Genomic DNA, 22,177 nt, shown 5'->3' with positions numbered 1-22,177 from the left:
TCCGGCCCTCGGCCACGTTGCCGGCGCACCGCCCGGGAAGCCGGTTCCGACGACAAGCGAGCCGAGGGCGCCACGGCGGCCCCGGGCGCGGCGGGCCGCGGCGCGACACCCCGGGCGGCCCGTGGCAGGTCTCGCCGAATGCGCCGCACTCCCGGAGGGGTCGGTCAGGCGGTGCGGGACAGGCGGCGGGCGCCGAGGAGCATGAGCAGAGCGGCCAGGAGCATGGCCACGGCGGCGGTCAGCCACATCGCGGGGTAGCCGGCGGCGCCGGCCACCGTGCCGAGGCCGAGCGGGCCGAGGCTGCCGCCCGCGTACACCCCGGTCTGGGTGATCGAGGTGGCGGCGGCCGGGGCCTGCGGGTGGAGGCGGACCACCGCGAAGTTCATCAGCCCGGGCCAGGCCCAGCCGTGACCGAACCCGAGCACCACGCCGGCGACCAGCGGCACCGGGCCGGCCACCGCCAGCAGGACCAGCCCCACGGCGCCGGCCACCAGCAGGCCGGCGATCAACCCGACATGCCCGCGCGCCCGCCGGTCGGCGAACCAACCCACCCCGATCCGCGCGACCACGCACACCGCGCTGCCGAGCGTCAGGGTCAGGCCGGCCAGGGCGGGGGAGAGCCCGCGCGCGGCCGACGAGTCGACCAGGAACGTGCCCAACGCGTTCGCCGCGGCCGCCGCCAGTGTGGCGGCCAGCCCCACCACCACGAGCGGCCCCCGCCCGCCTCCGCCGCGCCCGGAGGCGGCGCGGCCGTCCCGGTTCCGCTCGGACCGGGGTACGGCCGGGAGCGCGGCCAACGCCGCCGCGGCAGCCGCGACGAAGGCCCAGCGCCACCCCGCGGTCAGCGCGACCGTGGGCACCGCCACGCCCGCGAGCAGGGTGGAGACCGGGATGGCGGCCTGCTTCACGCCGAAGGAGAGGCCCTGCCGCCGCGCCGGCACGTGCGCGGCCAGCGCGGCGTTGCTGGCGAGCTGGCCGAGGGCGTTGGCGGCGGCGCCGATCGCGAGCAGCGCCACCAGCACCGGGTACGACCGGGCCAGCGCCGCCACGGCCAGCATCGAGCCGGCGGAGAGCAGGACGCCGGCCCGGGCGACCGGGGCCGGCCCGTACCGCTCGACCAGCGCCCCGGAGGGCACCGACGCCAGGGCGCTCACGCCGAAGTAGACCGAGACCGCCAGGCCCAGCCCGGCGGGGCTGAAGCCCAGCTCGTCGCCGAGTTGCACGGCCAGGCCACCGACCAGGAAGACCGGCAGGACGCAGGCGACGGTGGTGATGGTGGCGCCGGCGCCGACCCGGACCGCTCCGCCGGCCGACGCCGGAGCGGTTCGCGAAATTGTTTCGGTCATCGTCGCCAACCTACGCCTGCCGCGTTTTGGCTGCTGATCGTGTCTGTCGGTGCACGGTGGGTGTCCGGTGATCTGGCATCCTCGATCCGAACAGGCATTTCGCACTCGGCCTGTTTTTCATATGGTGTAAGTCCCCGGCGGCGGAGGTGGTTGTGCGCGACCCCCTGGCGGAACCTTCGGACCTGATCCGCAGCGTCTCCCGCGCGCTTCGAGTGCTCGAGTCGGTCGGCCGTGCGCCGAGAGGGCTCACCGTGAAGCAGATCGCCCGCCGCTGCGAGTTGACCGTCGCCACCACCTACCACCTGGTGCGCACGCTGGCCTACGAGGGCTACGTGATCCGGCGCGAGGACGGGACGTACATCGTCGGGCTGGAGGTGGCCGACCGCTACCGCGAGCTGGTCACCGCGTTCCGGGGGCCGCCCGCGGTGGGCGAGGCGCTGCGGCGCGCCGCCGTGGACACCGGCTGGAGCCACTACCTGGGCCGCTTCGTGGGTGGGCAGGTGGCGGTGACCGCGTCCGCCGAGGGGCCGCGCTCACCGTTCATGGAGGACCTGGTCCCGGGCTTCGACGAGGGCGCACACGCCACCGCCCTCGGCAAGAGCCTGCTCGCCACGCTCACCGCCGAGCAGCGCTTCCGCTACCTGCGCGAATACGGCATGCGCCCGTTCACCACCGCCACCCTGACCACAGTCGAGGCGTTCGAGGCCGACCTGGCCGCCGGCGACCGGCGCGGCATGCAGTTGGAGCTGGGGCAGTTCCGGCAGGGCGTGGCCTGCGCCGCGGTGCTGGTCACCCCGGACAAGGACATCGAGCGGCGGGTGGTGCTGGCCTGCGCGCTGCCGGCCGGCGAGATGATGACCTCCGCCCGGGTGGTCCGCGCGAAGCTGCTCACCGCCGCGCGCTCCATCGCCGACGGGATCGCCACCGAGAACTGATCGGGCCGCCGCCGGTGGGTCCGACGACGGCCCGTCAGCGGGTGGGTCCAGCGCCGGACCCACCCCGGGGATGGCTCAGCTGCCGACCGGGCCCCCGTCGAGGCGCCAGGTGACCACCACGCCGGGCTTGGCGAAGTCGCCGTCCGGCCAGGTGGAGGCCGGGTTCTCCACCGAGGCGCCGGAGATCTCGCCCGGGTGCTGCACGGCCACGAAGACCGACCGGTTGTCCTTGGTGATGAACGGACCACAGGTCTCCGCGCCGAGCGGCACCGTGAGGAACTGCTTCAGGTGCCCCCGCTCCGGGCCCTCGACGGCGGTGGCGAAGAGCCCGTCGTTGCTGCCCAGGGCGTTGCCGTCGGTCGAGATCCAGAGATTGCCGGTGGCGTCGAAGGCGACGTTGTCCGGGCAGGAGATCGGGGAGACCCTGGTCTTGTCGTACCCGGCGAAGTAGGTCGAGGCGTCCGCCGGGTCGCCGCAGACGATCGGCAGCGACCAGGCGAAGGTCTCGGCGGTGTTGTCGCCCCGGTCCTCGACCAGCTCCAGGATCTGCCCGTGCTTGTTGGCGTTGCGCGGGTTCGCCTCGTCGGCCGGCGCCTTGCCGGCCTTGCCCCGGTCGGTGTTGTTGGTCAGCGCGACGTAGACCTTGCCGGTGAGCAGGCTCGGCTCGACGTCCTCGGGACGGTCCATCTTGGTCGCGCCGACCTTGTCGCCGGCCAGCCGGGTGAAGGTGAGCACGTCGGCGGCGGTCATGCCGTCGACGTACGAGCGGTTGCCGCTGACCAGCTTGATCCAGCGGCCCCGGCCGCCGAAGCCGCCGTCCGCGGGGAGCGTGCCGCTGCCGTCGATCTCACCCGGGCTGTCGCCGGTCAGCGCCGCGACGTAGAGCGTGCCCGACTCCAGCAGCGTCAGGTTGTGCTTGCGGGCCACCCAGGAGTTGCCCGGCATGAACTTCTTGTCCGAGACGAACTTGTAGAGGTAGTCGAAACGCTCGTCGTCGCCCATGTACGCGACCACGTGTCCGCTGCGGGCCACGATGACGTTCGCGCCCTCGTGCTTCACCCGGCCCAGCGCGGTGTGCTTGCGCGGCCGGGCCTGCGGGTCGAACGGGTCGATCTCGACCACCCAGCCGAACCGGTGCGCCTCGTTCGGGTGCTTCGCCAGGTCGAACCGCTCGTCGGCCCGGTCCCACTTGCGGCTGCCGCTCGGGTAGCGCACGTCGGTGGGGATGCCGTAGCGGGCCAGCTTCGGCTTCAGCTCCTCCGGCGCGCCGTCGCCGCCGACGAAGTACTGGTTGAAGTTCTCCTCGCCGGAGAGCACGGTGCCCCACGGCGTGACGCCGCCGGCGCAGTTGTTCAGCGTGCCGACGACCGTGCGGCCCTTCGGGTCGGCGGCGGTCCGCAGCCAGGCCGAGCCGGCGGCCGGGCCGGTCAGCTCGAACTTCGTGGCCAGCGCGGTGACCCGGCGGTTGTACTCCCGCCGGCCGCGCCGTGCCGGCCGCCACTGCCCGGTGTTCTCCACCCGCTCCAGCTCGACCACGGACATGCCGTGGGCGGCCATCGCCACCCGCAGCTGCTCCACGGTCAGCGCGTCCTGGCCGGTGAAGCCGGGGAACATCAGGTCCTCGTTGGTGTACTCGTGGTTGACCACGAGCAGCGCGCGCTTGCGGTCGATGGGCAGCACGCCGACGAAGTCGTTGTTGTAGCCGAACTGCTTGGCCTGCGCGGCGGCGCTCTGGTGGCGCACGTCGAACGCGGGCGCGCCGGGGACGACCTCGTCGCCCCACTTGATGACCACGGCGTGGTCGTAGCCGTTCGGCACGACCAGCGTGTCCAGCTTGTTCGGCGGGATGGGCTTGAAGGTCAGCGCGCCGCTGCCCGGGCGTGCGGTCGCGGCGAGGGCCTCGTCCGTGCCCGGTGCGGTCGGGGTGGCGGGCGCGGCGGCGGCGGGGGCGGCGCCGGCGAGTGCGCCGGCGGCGGCGCCGCCGAAGCCGAGCACCAGCGCGCCGACCGCGCCGGCCCGGACCACGCCGCGCCGGGTGACCTCGGCGTCGACCAGGTCGCCGAGGTACGGGTTGTCGGTGGGGTTGGGCACCGGGTGGTCGCAGGCGTTGCCGCACCGGTACAGACAGGTCATCGCGTCGCGGCTGCCGTGGCGGGTGCCACCCAGCAGCGGGAGCAGGCGAGGACGGTCGCTCATGAGGTGGAGCCTCCTGATCGGACGTCGGAAGGCGCACACGGGCGATCGGCCCGCGCGCGTACCTGCCGGACGGTGCCAGGGCGCGGTGAGCGGGTGTCGGCCCGAATGTGAACCGGACGTGAACAGCTCCGGCCTGACCTGCGGCTGAACCGTTCGGCGTCACGGCACGTATGGAAGGACGAACGCACCGCCCGCCACGGGCGGACGCATCGTCGGTCTCCCCGCCGCCGGAAGCGAGGTACCGCCATCAGTGACCACGACGCTCAGCTGCTGCGCGCGCTGCACGACGAGCATGCCGACGCGCTGTTCGCGCACGCCCTGCGACTGGTCAACGGCGATCGGCCGCGCGCCGAGGATCTGGTGCAGGAGACGCTGCTGCGGGCCTGGCGGCACCCGGAGTCGCTGGATCCGCGGCGGGGTTCGGTCCGCGCCTGGCTCTTCACCACGGCCCGGAACCTGGCCATCGACGCGTGGCGTCGCCGCTCGGCCCGGGTCGGCGAGGTCTACACCGACGAGCTGCCCGAAACCGCCGAGACGGTCGACGAGACGGAGCGCGCGGTGGAGGCGTGGACGGTGGCCGAGGCGCTCAACCGGCTGAGCCCGACCCACCGCGAGGTGCTGGTCGAGTGCTTCTACCAGGGGCGGTCGGTGGCGGAGGCGGCCGCCCGGCTGGGCGTGCCGCCGGGCACGGTGAAGTCGCGCACCCACTATGCGCTGCGCTCACTACGGTTGGTGCTGGCCGAGATGGGGGTGACCGGATGACCCGCTGCGAGTTCGCGCACGACGACGGGGCGTACGTGCTGGGCGCCCTCGCCCCGGCCGAGCGCGCCGCCTACGAACGGCACCTGGCCGGCTGCGCCGCGTGCCGGGAGGCGGTCGCCGAGATCGCCGTGCTGCCCGGCCTGCTGGGCCGGCTCGACCCGGCCGGGCTGGAGCAGTTCCTGGAGGTCGGACCGGAGACCAACCGGGTGCCCGCGCTGCTCGACGCCGCGCGGGAGCGGCGGCGCCGCGAGCGGTCCCGCTCCCGCCGGCGGTACGCGGCGACCGCGCTCGCCGCCGCGGTGCTGGCGGTGCTCGCGGGTGTGGGCGTGACGCTGGTCCGGCCGCCGGCCGAGCCGGCCACCCGGCAGGTGGCGCTGACCGCCATGCGACCGGTGGCCGGGACCGCGCCGGTGCACGCCGAGGTGGGGCTGACCGAGACGCCCTGGGGCACCGAGGTCACCATGCACTGCGGCTACGACCGGCGGGCCGGGCACCGCGAGGCGTACACGTTCCGGCTGGTGGCGCACGGCCCGGACGGCGCGACGGAGCAGATCGGCTCCTGGCTGGCCGCCCCCGGTGACGACCTGCGCTTCTCCGGCGTCACCCGGTTCACCAAGGGGGAACTGGTCCGCCTGGAGCTGCAACGAGGCACCGAAACCCCCGTCCTCGCCTACGACCTCCGCTGACCCGCCCCCCCGCCCCCACTGCGGCGATCTTGCACTTTGGGCCATCGTTTCGGGCGCATCGCCCCTTTCGTCCGGGCCGGAAGTGCAAGATCAACGCAGGGGGGTGGGGGCGGGGGTGGGTTGGGGGGTGGGGCGGGTGCGGCGGGTGTTCCGGAGGGCGTCGGCGGTGAAGAGCAGGAGGGCCAGCCAGACCAGGGCGAAGCCGGCGAGCCGGGCCGGGGGCATCGGCTCGTGGAAGATCAGCACGCCGCAGCCGAGCTGGAGGATCGGGGCCAGGTACTGCAGCATGCCGACGGTGGACAGCGGCAGCCGGTTCGCCGCGCCGGCGAAGAGCAGCAGCGGAATCGCGGTGGCGGCGCCGGCCAGCACCAGCAGCGCGGTGTGCCCGGCCGAGACATGCCCGAACGTCGAGTCGCCCCGGCCCGACAACCACGCCAGGTACGCCAGGGCCGGCAGCGCCAGCACCGCCGACTCGACGAAGAGCCCCTCCACCGCGGGCAACCCGAGCCGCTTCTTGACCAGGCCGTAGCCGGCGAAGCTGAACGCGAGCGTGAGCGCCAGCCAGGGCAGCCGGCCGTAGTCGACGGTGAGGACCGCCACGGCGAGCGCGCCGACGCCCAACGCCGCCCACTGCCCGGGGCGCAGCCGCTCCCGCAGCGCGACCACGCCGAACAGCACCGACACCAGCGGGTTGATGAAGTAGCCGAGCGCGGTCTCCACCACCCGGTCGGAGTTCACGCCATAGATGTAGGTGCCCCAGTTGACCGCGATCAACGCGGCCGCGAGCGCGATGCCGGCCAACGCGCGCGGTCGCCGGGCCAGCGTGCGCAGGAAGCCGGCGTGGCGCATCGCGGCCAGCAGCAGCGCCACGAACGCCACCGACCAGACGATCCGGTGCGCCAGGATCTCCACCGGCCCGGCCGGTCGGAGCAGCTTCAGGTAGATCGGGAAGAAACCCCAGAGCAGGTACGCGCCGACGCCGTACAGATAACCGAGGCGGAGCTGGTTCACCCGTCCACCGTAAGTGGCGAATCGGGTCCCTGATCCTTTCCGGTGACCGGCGTCACCCGCTGGTCCAGCTCCATGTACCGGTCCGCCGCGATCGGCCCGAAGCCGATCTTCCCGTATACCCCGTGCGCGTCCAGCGTGGCCAGCACGATGCGGCGTACGCCCAGCTCGGCCAGGTGGTCGCGGACGCCGCCGGCCAGCCACGTGCCCAGCCCGCGACCGCGTTCGGCCCGGTCCACGTAGACGTCGCAGAGCCAGGCGAAGGTGGCCCGGTCGGTCACCACCCGGGCGACCGCGACCTGCCGGCCGTCACCGGGCCGGTAGACGCCGAAGCCGATCGAACCGGCGAACGCGCGGACGACCGTCTCCCGCTCCCGCCCGAGCGCCCAGTAGGCGTCCGTGGCGAGCCAGGCGTGCACCCGGTCCAGGTCGAGCCGGTCCGGGTCGGTGCTGAGCTGGTAGCCGTCGGCGCGGGTCACTGTGAACACCCGGCCGACGTTAGTACCGCCGCCCGGGTCGCTCGCCAGCCAATTCCCGCTCGCTGGCCCGGCCGGCGCCGTGGGCGCCGGCCGGGCTCGCCGGGCCTCAGTCGCGGTCGAGGACGGCGCCGAGGATCCAGGTGACGATGCCGACGAAGAGCGCGCCCAGCACCGCCGCCGGCCAGAACCCGTCCACGTGGAAGGGCAGCCCGGCCTCACCGGCGATCCAGCTCGTGAGCAGGAAGAGCAGCCCGTTCACCACCAGCGCGATCAGGCCGAGGGTGAGCAGGTAGAAACCGCAACCCACGGTCTTGATGATCGGCTGGAGCACCGCGTTGACCACCCCGAAGATCACCGCGACGAGGACCAGCGTGGTCACCGTCTCGGTGGCCGAATCGGAGTCGAGCGTGATGCCCGGGATCAGCAACGTGGCGAGCCAGAAGGCCACCGCCGTCGTCGCGACCCGGATCAGTAGACCCTTCAGGAAATCCATGGCGGGGATCGTGCCACGCCCGTTCCCCGGGCGGAACCCGTGCGACCGGCTCAGCGGCGGGTCGGACGACCGACCAGTTGCGACTCGACCGGCGTCGGTGAGAGCAGCGCCCAGCGCAGTGCCCGCCGGTTGACCACCGCCACCATGTCGTCGCGGATCCGGGTGAGCCAGTCGGCGGAGCCGCCGAGGCCGAGCGCGGTGCCGGCCAGGGCGGCCTCGGCCGGGTCGAGGGGTTGCAGGACGGCGAGGTCGGCACGGGCCAGCGTCGGGGCGTCCGCCGGGGTCAGCTCGTCGCGGACCACGAGCACGGACTGCCAGGCCGCCGCCGGGCCGACCTCCGGCGGCACCGGGCCGGCGTCGACCACCAGCAGCAGCGGGCGCAGCGGCGACCCGGGCGCGCCGCCGGCCGGCCGCCCCGGCGGGAGCAGCGGCACCCCGCCGGCCGGCGCCCCGAGCCCGCGCACGAACCCCTCCCAGGCGCGCGGCCGCGCGGTCTGCACCGCCACCCGGGCGCCGAGGGCCAGCGCCCGCAGCGCCAGCAACTGTGCGGCGGGCACCCCGCCGACCAGCACCATCCGGGTCGTCGTGGGCCGGAACAGACGTACGGTGAGCGGGCCGCCGCGCCGGTTCGCGCCCACCACCAGCCCGCACCCGCCGACCGGCAGGTCCAGACCCGTCGGCGGCGAACCGGTCGCGGGCGCGCCGGCACCGCCGACCGCCAGTGGCAGGGTCGCGGCCAGCCCGGCCAGGTGCTCGCCGTCCAGTCGCCGCAACTCCGCGCCCGCGTCGCCGGCCACCCGGCGCAGCGCCCGCTCGGCCAGCGTCAACGCCGACGCGTCGTCGGTGGCGACCCGCACGGTCAACCCGGCCGGCGTCGGTGCGGAGCCGGTGTGCGGGCCGACGCAGAGCGCGATGGTGGTGGCGGTGCCCGGAGTGGCCAGCAACCGGGACAGCAGGCCCCGGGCGGCCTCGCCGCGTGGATCGGGCCACCGGCGCAACCGCCAGGTGGCCTGCGGCAGCCCGCCCACGGTGAGCAGCGGCCACGTCTCCCGGACCGGTGCGCCGGCCTCGTGGTGGGCCATCTCGGCGATCACCCGCAGCGCCGCCGGCGCCCCGAGGGGATGTCCACCGAGCGGGCCGAGCCGGCGGGCCGTGCGTCGGACGGTGCCGGCGAGCGCCCGCAGCAACTCGTCGTCCGACCAACCGTCGGCCCGGAGCACCCGGATCGCCAGCACGACCCGGGTCCGCCCGGCGGTCCGGCCGTCGGTGAGCTGCCGGTAGGACGTGCCGGCCGGACCGGCCGCGACGGCGGGCGTCGGTGCGGGCGACGCCGAGAGGACCAGTTGCAGCCGGACCGGCGGACTCTCCGGACCCGTCGGGGGAAGCAGGTCGAACGGGGACGGCAGTGCCTCCGGGCGGTCGCCGAGCAGATCGTCCGGATCGCCGAGTTCCAGCAGCGCGGTCAGCCCGGCCGCGTCGTGCAGCACGGCGGCGGGCCCGCCGGCCGGTTCCGCGGCCTGCACCACCGTGCCGGGAGCGACCAGGTCGAGCAGCGCCGCCGGATCGGCGGCCGGCGGCAGCGCACGCCGACGGCTCAGGTGGGCGGCGCCGACGCGGAGCCACTCGTGCAGCCAGCGGCCCCGGACCCGGACCCAGGCGGCGGGCAGCAGCAGCGTGGCCAGGAGCAGCGCGACGGCGGTCACCACCACGCCGCGCCCGATCGCGGCCACCAGCACGGCCGCCGCGACCTGGGTCGTCACGACCTGACCGGCGCGCACCACGGGTGCGCTCACCCGGGTCCACTGAGGAGGAGCGCCCGGCGCGGGTCGCTCGGTCGTGCTCGCGGTCACCGTACCTCCCCGCCCGGTCCGCCCTGTGACGCCGCCGTGGCTCATCGTAGTGGGAGCGTTGTCCACAGGGGAGGCCCGGGGGGTAGCAGAACTGAAGTGAGACGGCTACCGTCAGCGACGAAATCGTCGTTCGTGCGCCCCGCCGTCCCTCTTCCCCCTCCGGGGACGGCGGGCGCGCACCGGCGAGTCCACGGTGGTCACACGGTGACCGACCACGACCGAGGAGACGAGGTGACGTCCGGGATGTCCCAGACCCAGGCAGAAGCCGCGGTGATGCAGCAGACCGCCGGGAGGTTCGAGCAGGTCGACCAGTCGCTGCAGACCATGTTGAGCGGCCTGATGGCCGAGCTGGAGGTGCTGCAGCAGGCCTGGCGGGGCGCCGGCGGGCGCTCGTTCGAGCAGGTCAAGCAGCAGTGGGCGCAGGACCAGGCGACCCTGCAGCGGGCCTTGCGCGAGACCGCCACGGCGATCCGCACCGCGGGCCGGCACTACGACGTCTCCGACACCGAGGCCGCCGGCCGGGTGGCGGGCACCAACCGCGGCATCCAGCTGCCGCTCTGACCACCGGAAGGATCGAACCCATGGAGCACGGTGTGCTGGTCGTCAACTTCGCCGCCCTGCAACAGGCCGGCGCGGACATCCAACGGGCGCTGACCACTCTGGAGAGCCAGCTCGGGCAGCTCGAACGGGACGCGGCGCCGTTGGTGTCGAGCTGGAACGGCGCGGCGCGGGAGGCGTACGAGCAGCGGCAGGCCCGGTGGCGGGCCGCCTCGCAGGACCTGCAGGCGATGCTGCGTGACATCAAGCTCGCCGTGGAGGACTCCGCGGCCGACTACCTCGACACCGAGAAGCGCAACGCCAACCTGTTCCAGTGAGCCCCGGGCGCGGCCCGGGTGCGGTCCCGGGCCGCGTCCGGTGATCAGGCCGGGCCGGCCGGGTTCCAACGCCGCCGCGCCCCCCGGGGCAGCACCACCGCCAGCAGCGCCACCAGCGCCGCCGCCCCGCCGGTCACGCCGGCCACCAGCAGTGCCCGGTCCCGGGCCGTGGCGCGACGGGACCGGCGGTCGAGCGCGGCCGGATCCGGCCGCTCGGCCGGCAACGCCACGCCGGCACGAGGGCGGGCGGATGCCTCGCCGGGCGACTCGGTCACCGCGCGGTACGGGTTGAGCACCCCGGCGCCGTAGCCCTCGCCCCGCCCCGGCGCCGGATCGGTGCCGGCCACGATCCGCCCTGCCACCCCGGCCGCGCTCAAGCCGGGGCGATACTGCCGCAGCAACGCCGCGGTGCCGGACACGAAGGGCGTGGCATAGCTGGTCCCCTCCGCCCGGTGGTGGCCCTGCCGGGGCGCCGCCATCAGCACCTCGCTGCCCGGGGCGACCAGGTCGACGTAGGGGCCGGTCTGGGAGAAGGCCGCGCGTGCGCCGTCGCGACCGATCGCGCCCACGCCGAGCACCCCGTCGTACGCCGCCGGGTACGGTCGGGGGTCGCCGCTGTCGTGCAGGTTGCCGGCGGCGGCCACCACCACCACGTCCCGCCGCACCGCGTAGGCGATCGCGGCCCGGACGGCCGGGTCGTCCGCGTACAGCACGACCGACAGGTTGAGCACGTCGGCGTCGTGGTCCACCGCCCACCGGATCGCCCGGGCGAAGTCGGCCGCGTCGACCGTACGCCCCGACTCCCGCCCCTCGACCACCTGCTGCTCGCTCACCCGTACCGGGAGGACGCGCGCGTCCGGCGCGAGCCCGCGGAAGGCGACCCCGGGGCGCGGCGCGGCGGCGATGATGCTCGCCACGCCGGTGCCGTGCCCGGCGCAGTCCCGGGTGCCGTCGCCCCCCGGGTCGAGGAAGTCGGCGCCGTCGAGCACCCGGCCGGTGAGTTGCGGATGCGACCGGTCGACCCCGGAGTCGACCACCGCGACCACCACGCCGGCGCCGGTCGCGAGCGGGGCGAGCCGGTCCGGCGCGTACCGTTGCTGGGGCCACGGTTGCTCGGCCACCGGCCGGGCGGGCGCGGGCGGCGCCGCGCATCCGGACGGGGCGCGGGCCGCCGCCGGAGTGGCCGGCAGGCCGGCGACGAGGAGGGTCGCCAGGGCGGCCAGGGCCGGGCGGACGAGGGGCCGGGACATCGACGACCTCCGTAACGTGTCGACTCCGGAACGGGATGTTAGCGCCTCGCCGAGGTCACGGCCGACCGTCGATGGCCAGGCATTGTGATCTTGTTACCACCTTGTAGGTTGTAGGCGATGCCTGTGGCCTGTTCGCGGAAGGAGAGGTGGCCGTGACCGGATGGGAGCCGGCCACCGAGGCCGAGGTGGCGATGCGGGACGCGCTGCGCGCGCAGGACCAGCAGCAGTACTTCCGCGTGCTGACCCGCGTCGATCTGGTGCTGCCGGTCGCCGGCGGCTCGACCGCCGGGTGGGGCACCTGGACCTCCGGGGGCCGCACCCACGTGTTGGCCTTCACCTCCGTCGCCGCGCTACGGGCCAGTCTGGGTGAGAACGCCGGGGCGACGCGCGTCGTGGCATACCCCGACCTGGCCGCCGGCTGGCCCAATCAGGAGTGGTGGTTGGCGGTCGATCCGGGGCTGCCGATCGAGGGCTACCTGCCCGCCTGGTATGTCGCGCAGCTCGCCCGGGGAGACGTCCGGCTGCCCGGGCGGACCATGGGCGCCCGAGCCCGCCTGGACCGGGTGGAGAGCGCGGCCCGGGCCGCCCGCAACGGGGTTCCGGAGACCGCACGGGAGGCGCCGCTCCCCCGGGTGCCGGCCGCTCCCGCGCCGCCGCCCCCGGTTCCGCCGACCCGCGCTGGCCGGGTGGCGGAGGCCGAGGAGCCCTCCACCGTGCCGATGCGGACCGTGCCGGTCCTCGGTCGGCGCGTACCCACCGTGCCGCCCCGCCGGAGAACGCCGGAGGCGCCCGAGGCGGGCCGGCCCGCCTCGGGCGACGAGCCCGGCTCCGACGCCCTCGACGGTTGGCTCACGGACCTGCGTCGACGGCCGGACGAGCCGGACCCCTTCGCCGCCGGACGGGACGCGTCGGTGGACGATCCGCCCCCGGCTCCCGCGCCGCCCCCGGCCCGCTCCTTCTTCGAACCCTCCTCCGGGCGCTCCAGCCGGCGGCCCTCGCCGTTGGACGCGCCCCGCCGGTCCGCCGAACGGGCGACGCCGCCCTCCCGGTTCGCCGGTGGCCAGCCGTTTCCCCGCCGCCGCCCGCTGAACGAGCCGGTGCGGGAGGATCCGACCCGCGCCTTCCCGATCGGGGCGGACCAGCCACCCCCGGCATCGCGTCCGGACGACCCGACCCGGCCGTTCCGGCCGGCCCGCCCGGCCGAGGACGCCACCGGCACGCTGCCCCGGCGGCATGCCGGCCCCGCCACGCCCGCGCCGGACCAGTGGGCCGGGGAGAACCCGGTCGCCGACCTCGCGGAGGCGGAGGAGTTGCCGCCGTCGGTCGCCGAGCCGGTGTCCGCGCCGCCGACGCCACGGCGTGACTTCACACCGATCGTCATCGAGGGCACCGTCATCGAGGCCCGCGACCTGACCGAGCCCACGCCGGCCTGGTCCCCACCGCGCGCCGATCCCGTGGTCCCGGTTCCGGGCGGCGACGCGGCGGCGGCCTGGGCGGGCGCCACGGACCCGACCGTGCCGCTCCCCGTCGACCCGGTGGTCGACGACACCGCCGATCTCGCCGCCCACCTCGGCGCCACCGGCACGGGCGAGCCGGTCGACGGCAGGTCGCCGTTCGACCGGTCCGGCGTCGGGGACGAGCCGACGACGCCGCTCTCGCCGGCGGCCGCGCCTCCGGTGTCGCTCTTCGAGCCGTCGTCGGGAGCCTCACCGTCGTTCGCGTCGACGGCCCCGTTCGGGTCCACCGCTTCCGAGCCGACGACGGCGTTCGAGACCGCGTCGGCCTTCGAGCCCACGACGGCGCAGCCCACGACGTCCTTCGAGACTGCGTCGGCGCAGCCCACGACGTCCTTCGAGACTGCGTCGGCGCAGCCCGCGTCGGCGTTCGAGCCCGCGTCGGCGTTCGAGCCCGCGTCGGCGTTCGAGCCCGCGTCGGCGTTCGAGCCCGCGTCGGCGTTCGAGCCCGCGTCGGCGTTCGAGCCCACGACGGCGTACGGGCCGGAGTCGACGACGGCGTTCGAGTCGCCGGGATCGGGTGAACCGACGGTGTCGCTGTTCGAGCCGCCGTCATCGTCGGCCGAGCCGACGGTGTCGTTGTTCGAGTCCACGGCACCGCTCTCCGAGTCGTCGAACGGCGCCCCGGCCTCGCTGTTCGAGCCGCCGACCGAGCCGCTGTTCCCACCCGACCCGTCCCCCGCCGAACCGGACACCACACCGCTGCTCGGGACGCCGACACCCGGGTCGACGTCGGTGCCGGCCGAGTCTCCGGTGTCGTGGTCCGCCCGCTCCGATGTGGAGGACGGCTCGCCGCGCTCCACCGCCTCCGAGCGGCCGGTCGACGAGCCGACGTCGGCCGGTGCGACGACGCCCTCCGCCGGGCGGCCGGAGTTCGTGCCGGCGAACGAGGTGGAGGAGGAACTGCTCTCCGCCGCCGGCAGCGGAAACACGGACGGCTTCCTCACCACCCTGCTGCTGGCCCGGGTGCTGCTGCCGGTCGCGCCCGACTCGGTCCCCGGCAGTCGGCCGGGCGACCCCGGCTTCGTCTGGCACACCCGGTCGATCGGCGGTGGCGCGTACGTCGTGGCCTACACCTCGCCGGAGCGGCTCGCCGAGCACGCCGACGGGCCGGTCGACACCGTACGGGTCAAGTTCGTCCAGCTCATCCGCCGGTGGCCGGACGCCGCCTGGTCGTTCCTGGTCAACCCGGGCAGTCCGGTCGGTGCGGCGTACCCGGGGGAGCAGGTTCTCGCGCTCGCCAACTGGGCCGCCGAGGTGGGCCTCGGCGACGAACCGGAGCCCTCCGCCGCCGCGCCGGCCCCGGCGGCCGAGCCCCGACCGGCGGCGCCGCCGACGGACCCGAGTTTGCCGGTGACCATGCAGAAGGCGATCGCGGCGAGCCAGCTCGCCTACTACCTGGAGCGGGGCTACGACCGGGTGTCCGGGTTCGTGCACCGGGCCGGTGAACTGGCCCACCTGCGGACCCCGGCGGAGCTGTACGACGCGCTCGGCCTCGGCCATCCCGGCTCGCCGTTCTCCCGGGACGACGAGGAGGTCTACCTGCTGCGCTGGCCGGCCCACCGGCCCAGCCTCTACCGGATCCCGTACGGCGGGCAGAACGAGGCCGCCATGCGGGCGATGGAGGGCTGGGTGATCGAACGGCCCCCGTTCCGCGGCAACGGCTTCGCGCCGGGGGAGAGCACCGACGTGGTGGCGGAGTTCAAGGTGGACAGTGCCCGGCTGCCGCACGGGGCGGAGCTGTGGCGCGTCGGCGCCGACGCCGCCGCCCGGCTGGTCGCGGTCCTCGACACGGACGCGCTGGTGTGGCGGAAGGCGGACGAGGCGTGACCCGCGACGGGTATGTGGCCCGCTGGCGGGGCCGGGAGTACCAGGCCAGCCCGGACGGGACCGACGTCCGCCTCTACCAGCCCGAACCGGACGACGGCTTCGCCGAGGTACGCCCCGGCCGGTACGTCCGGGTGGTGCCGGCCGCCGAGGTGGAGGACCTGGCGTACGTCCGGACCACCTGCACCTGGCAGGGGCAGCCGTTCATCGTGCTGGCCGAGCACGAGGGCTGGCTGCGTGTGGAGTACACCGGTGGACGCTGGCCGGTGGCCGAGGCGATGGGGTTGGAGGCGTTCGACTTCGGCGTCTACCAGGGGTGGGCGCCCGCGACCGAGGTGGCCGACCTGGGCGAGCAGCGGGTCTGAGTCAGGACTTCGCCCAGCGCAGGATCTCGCCGAGCACCACGTCGCGGGCCTCCACGTGCGGGAAGTGGCCCACGTCGTCGAGCAGCCGCCACTCGTACGGGGCGGTGACGTAGCGGCCCGAGCCCTGCGCGGTGCGGGGCAGCGAGGCCCGGTCCAACGCGCCGTGCAGTTGCAGGGTCGGTGTGACCAGTGGCTTCTGCATCAGCTTCACGAACCGGTAGCCGTGCAGCCGCAGCACCGAGCGGAACGCCCAGCGGTAGCCCTCCATGGCGCAGAACGCGGCCTGCGGGATCTGCATGGCCACCCGGCAGCAGCGGGCGTAGTCGGCGAAGTCGGGTCCGTCGACCCAGCGCGGCCCGCCCCACCGGCGCAGCATGTCCTCCACCTCGGCGGCGCCGTCCCGGGTCAGCACGTGCTCGTAGCGGGGGAGCTGGAACTTCAGCGTGGCGGTGGCCGAGGTGAACTGGCCGCGCGGGTCGGCGAAGATGGCGGCCCGCAGCCGGAGCGGGTGCGGTGCGCCGAGCACCACGAGCCGCCGGACCAGGGTGGGGTGGAACGAGGCGGCGGTCCAGCCGATGAGCCCGCCCGCGCCGGTGCCGACCACGGTGGCCGACCGTTCGCCGAGTGCGCGGATCAGGCCGGCGACGTCGGCGGCCAGCGTGTAGCCGTCGTACCCCCGGGGTGGCTTGTCGCTCGCGCCGTAGCCGCGCAGGTCGACGGCGACCGCGCGGAAGCCGGCGTCGGCGACCGCCGGGAGCATCTCGCGCCAGGCGTACCAGTATTCCGGGAAGCCGTGCAGGAAGAGCACCATCGGGCCGGTGCCGGCCTCGACGACGTGGAACCGGCTGCCGTTGGCGCCGACGAACCGGTGCGTCCACGGCCCCTCGGGCAGGACGCAGGACTCGTCGGCGAACCCGCCGCGCTGGTCGGTCATGGGGCACAGCCTAGGGCCGGCAGTCGCCCGCCGGCCCCGCAGGTGCCCAGGATCAGGGGATTCTCCGGGAGAACCCGCCGGAGGGCGGGCCGGCGACGGTCGTCGCCGGCCCGCGACGGTCAACGGAGGTAGGTGCCGAACACCCGGTTCGCCACCGCGTCGCCGGTGGCCAGGCCGGCGTCGGCGTCCCAGCGGTAGTGCACGCCCAGCCAGAGCCGGCTCAGGGCGTTCTCGTTGGCGGCGGCGGAGAAGGAGGTGAAGGTGCGCTGCACCCCGACCGCCTTGGGGTCCTCGGTGGTCGCGGTGAAGGTCACCGCGTCGGTGCCGTAGAACCGTTTCATGATGCCCGCCCAGGCCCCGGCGAAGGTGGCGTGGCCGGAGATGTACGCCGGGAAGTTCGGCGAGAAGTGCGAGCCGTCGGCCGCCGTGGAGAGCGGCTGCCAGGCGGCGTTCGGCGTGGTCGCGGCGTTGCCGTCGCTCTGCGGCTCCTCGATCGCGGTGTCCGGGCGCCACAGGTCGATGGTGGTCTCGTACTTGGCGTCCCAGGCGGCGATGGCCGCGTCGGCCATGGCCATGGCGACCAGCGCGAAGAGCTTGATCGTCGGGGTGCCCTTCGCCTTGGCGATGATCTGGGTGTGGGCGAAGAGCTGGCCCGGGGGCTTGTAGGTGCCGTCCAGGTCGTTGGCCCAGAAGAAGGCCGCCTGGGTCTGGTCCGTGGTGCGGGTCGACCCGGTGGCCGCGCCCAGTTCGCGGACGTCCCTGACCTGTGCCGCGTACTCGCTGCTGGTCAGCATCCTGGTGATGTCGGTGAAGCCGCCGGGCAGCGAGGGCCGGAACTGCGAGCCGGAGGTCAGTGCGAACGGCGTGACCCGGCCCCAGTTCGGGCTGGCCGCGACGGTGTTCGGCTCGGTGGGACGCCACTGCCCGGCGGTGGTGCCAGGGGTGTAGCCGGTGTTGACCGTCGAGCGGTCGTTCGCCCTGGCGTTGATCATGTTCTGTGCCGCGCCCTCACCGACGCTGGTGCTCCAGCCCTCGGGTCCCGGGGAACCGACCGGGGGGTAGACCCGCGAGCCCTGGTAGTCGGCGGTGAAGTCTCGGCTGGGGAAGACCGACTGCAGCACCTTGAACGCCGCCATGTCGACGTTCATGTCCACGTCGTAGCTGAAGTTGGGGACCGGGGCGACCCGGGCCAGGTAGGTCGGTCCGCTGGACAGCGAGGCCGAGGCGTCGTACATGGCGAGGTGCATCATGGCGCCGGCCCGGGACAGGACGGTGGGCGGGCCGCCCACGGCCCGGTAGGTCTTGAGCAGGACGTTGTTCCAGTAGATCGTGTGGTCGAATCCGGCCGGTACGGCGGCGGCCGGGGCCTGGACGGCCACCAGCCCTCCGACCAGGGTGACGGCGCTGAGCGCGAGCGCGGCGAGCCGCCGCAGAGACGTCCTTCGCAAGGTGATCCTTCCCCGATGACCGATGGAACTTCCATCGATGTCTATCGATCATGCGGGGTGCTGGTGGCGCGGCGGCAGGGCAGAGTTGCCCGCGTCCGCAAGCTGCAAGATCAGATCCAGCCGCGGCGGACGGCGGCGATGCCGAGGGTCATCCGGTTGGTGGCCCCGAGCTGTTCCTCCAGCAGCTCGAAGTGGCGCCGGACCCACCGGGTGCTGCGTCCGAGGCTGCGGGCGATCGTGTCGTCCTTCGCCCCGACCGCCGCCAACCGCAGGATCTGGAGCTGAACCTCCGACGGGCGGTCGTCGCCGGTCGAGCGGCGCGCCCCCAGTGGGAGGGCGTCCGCCCAGGCCGCCTCGAAGAGCTGGGTTCCCAGCGCGACCAGCTCCGGGTGGCGCATCAGCAGTCCCGCCGGCCCGGCGGGCTGCTGGAGGGAGAACAACGCGACCCCGTCGGCGAGCTGCATGGTGGTGCCGAGGCGGGGCAGCACCCGGACCCGGTGCGCCGACCGTACCGCTTCCTCGACCGCCTGTCGGTAGGTGGGATCCTCCAGCCGGGCCTGGCCGACCACGCTGCGATGGCCGGCGTCGCCGGGGCTCGGGAGGGGGTGCGCGTGCGGTTCCCGATCGGCCGGGTCCCCGTGCAGGAGGCGGCAGCCCTCCGTGTCCCGGGCGCACAGCCGCGCGGAGAGCTGGCGGAACTCCCCGGCGTCCGGCACGCCGTCGACCAGGAGCGTGGTGCCCGCCTCCCGGGACGCGCGGTCGGTCCACCGGGCCAGCTCGGCACCGGCCTCGGTGAGCTGGCGTTGGGCCCGGTCCAGATCGTGCTGACTGGCGGCGATGGCCTGGCGCAGCTCGTTCAGGAGTGGCACGTTCCGGGCCGCCGCGGCGTCGCGACCACGGTCGCCCGATGGGTTCTCGGTGTCGTCGGACAACACTTCCGTGGACATGGCCGCCACCCCCCGTGGATGACGGGGGCCGGTGGCCGACGTCCTCGTGAGACGGCGGCGTGCCTGGCCCCCGAACCAGACATCCACGAGCATGGTTTCCTGTGCCGGCCGGGTCAATGGGCCGTTCCGCCCTTGCCCGCACCTGCCGGGTGTGCTTTCGGTGATCGTGCCCGCACCCGGGGTGAGGGGCTACGGGCCGACGACCCGCATCGGTACGCCGGGACCGCAGTCGACCGACCGGTCCCGCGAGGTGAGTCGCAGCGTGACGAAGTCGCCCTCGCGCAGCTCACCGGCCTCCGGGCCGTGCACGGCGTACTCCCGTCCGTTCTCGTCGACCAGGCCGTAGCACGGGCCGGACCCGCCGCGCGTGATCCACCCGGCGACGACGCCGGTGGGGCGGTTGTCGGTGGGCTTCTTCGGTGGCCCGGCGGGGCGCCGCAGAGTCGGCAGTTCGGTGGCGGAGAGCGGGGTGGGACGGTCGGCGGGGGCGCCGCTGGCGGCCGGCGCGTCCGCCGCCGGGGTGGTCGGCGCGGCCGGTGCGGCAGAGGTGGGCGGCGCGGTCGGGCTGGACGGCCGGGTCTCGTCGGGCACGGATCCTCCGTTCCCGGCGCAGCCGGCGGTGGCGAGCAGTGCCACCGCGAGGGCGGCCGGTAGGGCGGTGCGAGGTGTCACCCGGATGGGACGCGGGCGGGGGTCGGCCGGTTCCCCGCCGGAAAGGGCGATGCCCGGGCGGTCAACCGCCCGGGCATCGCTGTGGTGCGTCGATCCGTTGATCAGGAGATGCGGATCTTCATCGAGGTGCCGTTCTGCTCCACCACGCGGATCTTGACCCCGTTGTTCGGGACCTTGACGCCGTGGTTCGGCAGTTCCGGGAACCAGTACTGCTTGCTGTCGTCGAACACCGGAGCAGCGGCCTGACCGCGGATGTACTGCGGCTGGCTGTTGATGTGCAGGGTGAACGAGTCGGCCTTCTTCAGGCTGAACGGCGCGTCGTAGACCTGGACGCGGGCCCGCCAGGGCTGCCCGGTCAGGTTGTAGAGCGGCCGCGGACGCGAGTCGATGTACAGGTTCCGACCCTCACCGGGGTGACCACCCGGGTTGGTCGCCGACGCCGGAGCGGTGTTGTTGTCCGCCCAACGCAGGTTCCAGTACGAGATCAGCAGACCCTCCTGGTACGCGTAGTGGTCCACGTAGTCCGGGCGGGTGTTCGCGTAGCCGAAGTAGTACGGGCCGGTCTTCAGGTACTTGTCGTACGAGACGTACGACCGGTTGCCGGCGATGTAGTAGTTGTCGAACATGCGGGTGTAGCTCTCCTCGACGATGCTCCAGCCGGCGAGGGCCCAGTCGCCCGCACCCGCCTCGGCGCCGTCGCTGAGCAGCGTCTGCCCGTCGGCGGTCACGGTGATCGCGTCACCGAAGAAGCCGCCCTCGGAGACACCGCCGTCCGTCTGGTAGCGGAGCCGGAACTGCACGACCTTGCCGGCGACCGCGTCCATCGGGATGTTGATGTCGACCCACTGGTTGTCACTGGAGCCGTCCAGGGCGAAGCGCCCGGGCGAGATCTCCTTGAGCGCGTTGCCGTTGGCCGTACCGGGGAGCGTGGCCCAGGTCTGGCCACCGTCGGTGGACGCCTCGAAGAAGAGGTAGTCGTAGTCCTCTTCGATGCTGTAGCGACCCTTCATCGACAGCGCGGCACTGCTCTTCCCGGTGAGGTCGAGGGTGCGCGTCATCGTGGTGTTCAGGTCGTCCGCGTTGCCCGAGAAGAACTGCTTGGTGCCCTCGAACGGCTTGCCGTTGTCGAAGGTGTACTCGCGCTGCGGAAGCACGACCACGGCGGCCTGCGCCTTGGCCGAGTTGTACTCCTGCGGCCCCAGGTTCAGGGTCCGCTTCTGACCGGCGACGACCGTCTCGTAGTCGAGCCAGCCGAGCTGGAGCTTGTTCCAGGCGCCCAGGTCGCCACCGCGCTCGCCGATGCCACCGTCGTTCTTCGCGCCGAGCCGGCTCTGGGCCATCAGGGTCCAGTGCTCGTTGTTGTTGTCGGCGCTGGTGCCCACGTTGTAGTCGTCCGGCAGACCGAGGTCGTGGCCGTACTCGTGGTAGAAGACGCTGCGTCCACCGTTCTCCGGCTGGATCGTGTAGTCACCGATCCAGACGCCGGTGTTGCCGATCTGGGTGCCGCCGGCCGGGAAGTTCTCCGGGCCGGTGCTGCCCTGGTCGCTGGCGAACGCGTACCACCGGTGGCTCCAGATGGCGTCCTCACCCTGGTAGGGGTCACCGTCGGCCTGGTCGCCGCCGGCGTGGACGATCTGGAAGTGGTCGATGTAGCCGTCCGACTCGTTGAAGTTGCCGTCGGCGTCGTAGTCGTAACGGTCCCACTGGTCCATCGACTTGACGTCGGCCGCGATCTCCTCGTCGGAGCGACCCTGCGCCTTCTGGTCCTCGACCCACTGGTTGGCGGCGTCGCGGACCAGGGCCCAGGTGTTGGTGCAGACGTTCGAGGCGCACGGGTAGCCGTCGGAACGGCCGTAGCGAGCCTCGTTGTACTTCACCTTCACCCAGTTGGTGACCTCGCCGTCGACGCTGTACCGACCCGACGACTGGGCCTCGTAGTACTGCTTCAGCGACTCGTCACCCGGCTTGGTGCCGAAGTACAGCTGCCGGTAGTGATCGGCGCTGAAGTCCGGCTGCCAGACCGTGGAGTTGTCCACCGCCCGGTTGGGCTGGGGGATCTCGTTGACGCGCGGACCGTCGAACCGGGACGGGCCCGGGGTGTCCGGGTCGGTGTCCTGGTCCGGGTAGTTCGGGTGCCGCTCGTCGCCGAACTCCGCAAGGATGACGAAGATCTTGTCAGTCTGCTTGCGGGAGAGCTCGACGTACTGGTCCTTCACGGGACCCTTGCCGGCCTTGGTGCTCTTGGCGGACCTGCCCGCCGCGGCACCCTCGGCAGCCTGCTCGCCGACCTTGACGACCGTGCTGCCGTTGATCTTCTGGGCCTTCGCCCTGCCGGAAAGGACCTCGCTCAGGCCCTCCTGGCGCAGCGCGCGCCGCTTCTCTTCGAGCGGGTTGGGCAGGTCGTGCTCAGCCTGCGCAGGCTCGGCCACCGACGGGGCGGCGGCCGGGAGCTTCGGCGTCGGCGCGGCGCTGGCGGACGTGCCCGCCATCAGCCCCGTCGCGGTCAGCGAAAGCCCGAGCAGACCCACTGCGACTTTGCGCACGTGGTACCTCCGGTGTGAGGGAACCGGCCCAACTGGGGGTACGGGCC

General features: G+C 74.0%; 19 protein-coding genes. 7 read left to right on the top strand and 12 right to left on the bottom strand.

Annotation, left to right across the window (positions count from 1 at the left end; all coding sequences use genetic code 11):
• Positions 1-164 precede the first annotated feature (164 nt).
• On the bottom strand, positions 165-1,346 hold the full coding sequence (locus tag COO58_RS05140; RefSeq protein WP_098744028.1) for an MFS transporter: 1,182 nt from the start codon (positions 1,344-1,346) through the stop codon (positions 165-167).
• 152 nt (positions 1,347-1,498) lie between these two features.
• Here COO58_RS05140 and COO58_RS05135 point away from each other — a divergent pair, with 152 nt between their 5' ends.
• Entirely contained in the window at positions 1,499-2,281 is a 783-nt protein-coding gene (locus tag COO58_RS05135) for an IclR family transcriptional regulator (RefSeq protein ID WP_091583655.1), read from the top strand.
• Between the two features lie 75 nt (positions 2,282-2,356).
• On the opposite strand, the gene COO58_RS05130 is transcribed toward COO58_RS05135, so the two are convergent.
• The gene (locus COO58_RS05130; RefSeq protein WP_098744027.1) at positions 2,357-4,477 is read right to left on the bottom strand and encodes a PhoX family phosphatase; all 2,121 of its coding nucleotides are present in this window, start codon (positions 4,475-4,477) and stop codon (positions 2,357-2,359) included.
• Positions 4,478-4,723: 246 nt separating this feature from the next.
• Here COO58_RS05130 and COO58_RS05125 point away from each other — a divergent pair, with 246 nt between their 5' ends.
• The gene (locus COO58_RS05125) at positions 4,724-5,239 is read left to right on the top strand and encodes a sigma-70 family RNA polymerase sigma factor (RefSeq protein WP_091583649.1); all 516 of its coding nucleotides are present in this window, start codon (positions 4,724-4,726) and stop codon (positions 5,237-5,239) included.
• Positions 5,236-5,925 carry an anti-sigma factor gene (locus tag COO58_RS05120; protein ID WP_091583646.1) on the top strand — a complete coding sequence of 230 codons (690 nt, stop codon included), beginning with the start codon at positions 5,236-5,238 and terminating at the stop codon, positions 5,923-5,925. Before COO58_RS05125 ends, COO58_RS05120 begins: the two co-directional genes overlap by 4 nt.
• A 90-nt stretch (positions 5,926-6,015) precedes the next feature.
• Here COO58_RS05120 and rarD read toward each other — a convergent pair whose 3' ends face one another.
• From rarD to eccE, 4 genes are all read right to left on the bottom strand, one after another.
• Positions 6,016-6,936: an EamA family transporter RarD gene (gene rarD, locus COO58_RS05115; protein ID WP_098744025.1), complete on the bottom strand. Its 921-nt coding sequence runs from the start codon at positions 6,934-6,936 to the stop codon at positions 6,016-6,018.
• Positions 6,933-7,421 carry a GNAT family N-acetyltransferase gene (locus COO58_RS05110; protein ID WP_098744024.1) on the bottom strand — a complete coding sequence of 163 codons (489 nt, stop codon included), beginning with the start codon at positions 7,419-7,421 and terminating at the stop codon, positions 6,933-6,935. Before COO58_RS05110 ends, rarD begins: the two co-directional genes overlap by 4 nt.
• A 97-nt stretch (positions 7,422-7,518) precedes the next feature.
• Positions 7,519-7,905: a phage holin family protein gene (locus COO58_RS05105; protein ID WP_091583634.1), complete on the bottom strand. Its 387-nt coding sequence runs from the start codon at positions 7,903-7,905 to the stop codon at positions 7,519-7,521.
• A gap of 50 nt (positions 7,906-7,955) precedes the next feature.
• Complete coding sequence (gene eccE / locus COO58_RS05100) at positions 7,956-9,755, bottom strand: type VII secretion protein EccE (RefSeq protein ID WP_098744022.1); 1,800 nt, start codon at positions 9,753-9,755, stop codon at positions 7,956-7,958.
• Between the two features lie 243 nt (positions 9,756-9,998).
• Between eccE and COO58_RS05095 the strand changes: the two genes are divergently transcribed.
• Both COO58_RS05095 and COO58_RS05090 read left to right on the top strand, forming a co-directional pair.
• Positions 9,999-10,316 (top strand): WXG100 family type VII secretion target, encoded by a 318-nt coding sequence (locus COO58_RS05095; protein WP_091584343.1) that lies wholly within the window; start codon positions 9,999-10,001, stop codon positions 10,314-10,316.
• Positions 10,317-10,336: 20 nt separating this feature from the next.
• Positions 10,337-10,630, top strand: a complete 294-nt coding sequence (locus COO58_RS05090; RefSeq protein WP_091583628.1) for a WXG100 family type VII secretion target — start codon at positions 10,337-10,339, stop codon at positions 10,628-10,630.
• Positions 10,631-10,674: 44 nt separating this feature from the next.
• Here the strand turns inward: COO58_RS05090 and mycP are convergent, their stop codons facing one another.
• Positions 10,675-11,880 carry a type VII secretion-associated serine protease mycosin gene (gene mycP, locus COO58_RS05085; RefSeq protein ID WP_098744020.1) on the bottom strand — a complete coding sequence of 402 codons (1,206 nt, stop codon included), beginning with the start codon at positions 11,878-11,880 and terminating at the stop codon, positions 10,675-10,677.
• 152 nt (positions 11,881-12,032) lie between these two features.
• Between mycP and COO58_RS05080 the strand changes: the two genes are divergently transcribed.
• Both COO58_RS05080 and COO58_RS05075 read left to right on the top strand, forming a co-directional pair.
• Positions 12,033-15,224, top strand: a complete 3,192-nt coding sequence (locus COO58_RS05080; RefSeq protein ID WP_255292527.1) for an SseB family protein — start codon at positions 12,033-12,035, stop codon at positions 15,222-15,224.
• Positions 15,221-15,586 carry a hypothetical protein gene (locus COO58_RS05075; RefSeq protein ID WP_098744019.1) on the top strand — a complete coding sequence of 122 codons (366 nt, stop codon included), beginning with the start codon at positions 15,221-15,223 and terminating at the stop codon, positions 15,584-15,586. The genes COO58_RS05080 and COO58_RS05075 overlap by 4 nt, the downstream gene beginning before the upstream one ends.
• Before the next feature lies 1 nt (position 15,587).
• On the opposite strand, the gene COO58_RS05070 is transcribed toward COO58_RS05075, so the two are convergent.
• From COO58_RS05070 to COO58_RS05050, 5 genes are all read right to left on the bottom strand, one after another.
• A complete protein-coding gene (locus tag COO58_RS05070; protein WP_091583618.1) occupies positions 15,588-16,520 on the bottom strand; it encodes an alpha/beta fold hydrolase in 933 nt (310 codons plus the stop codon).
• A 119-nt stretch (positions 16,521-16,639) separates the two neighbouring features.
• A complete protein-coding gene (locus tag COO58_RS05065) occupies positions 16,640-17,968 on the bottom strand; it encodes a vanadium-dependent haloperoxidase (RefSeq protein WP_091583613.1) in 1,329 nt (442 codons plus the stop codon).
• A 110-nt stretch (positions 17,969-18,078) separates the two neighbouring features.
• Complete coding sequence (locus COO58_RS05060) at positions 18,079-18,915, bottom strand: hypothetical protein (RefSeq protein ID WP_141561860.1); 837 nt, start codon at positions 18,913-18,915, stop codon at positions 18,079-18,081.
• Positions 18,916-19,104: 189 nt separating this feature from the next.
• The gene (locus COO58_RS05055) at positions 19,105-19,506 is read right to left on the bottom strand and encodes a hypothetical protein (RefSeq protein ID WP_255292526.1); all 402 of its coding nucleotides are present in this window, start codon (positions 19,504-19,506) and stop codon (positions 19,105-19,107) included.
• A gap of 182 nt (positions 19,507-19,688) precedes the next feature.
• Positions 19,689-22,115, bottom strand: a complete 2,427-nt coding sequence (locus COO58_RS05050; protein WP_091583607.1) for an immune inhibitor A domain-containing protein — start codon at positions 22,113-22,115, stop codon at positions 19,689-19,691.
• Between the last annotated feature and the right edge of the window lie 62 nt (positions 22,116-22,177).

This window comes from Micromonospora sp. WMMA1996 (assembly GCF_002573675.1).
GTDB classification, from domain to species: Bacteria; Actinomycetota; Actinomycetes; order Mycobacteriales; family Micromonosporaceae; genus Micromonospora; species Micromonospora sediminicola.
Note: the sequence above shows the minus strand (reverse complement) of the source record. Positions and strands in the feature narration are given on the sequence as shown.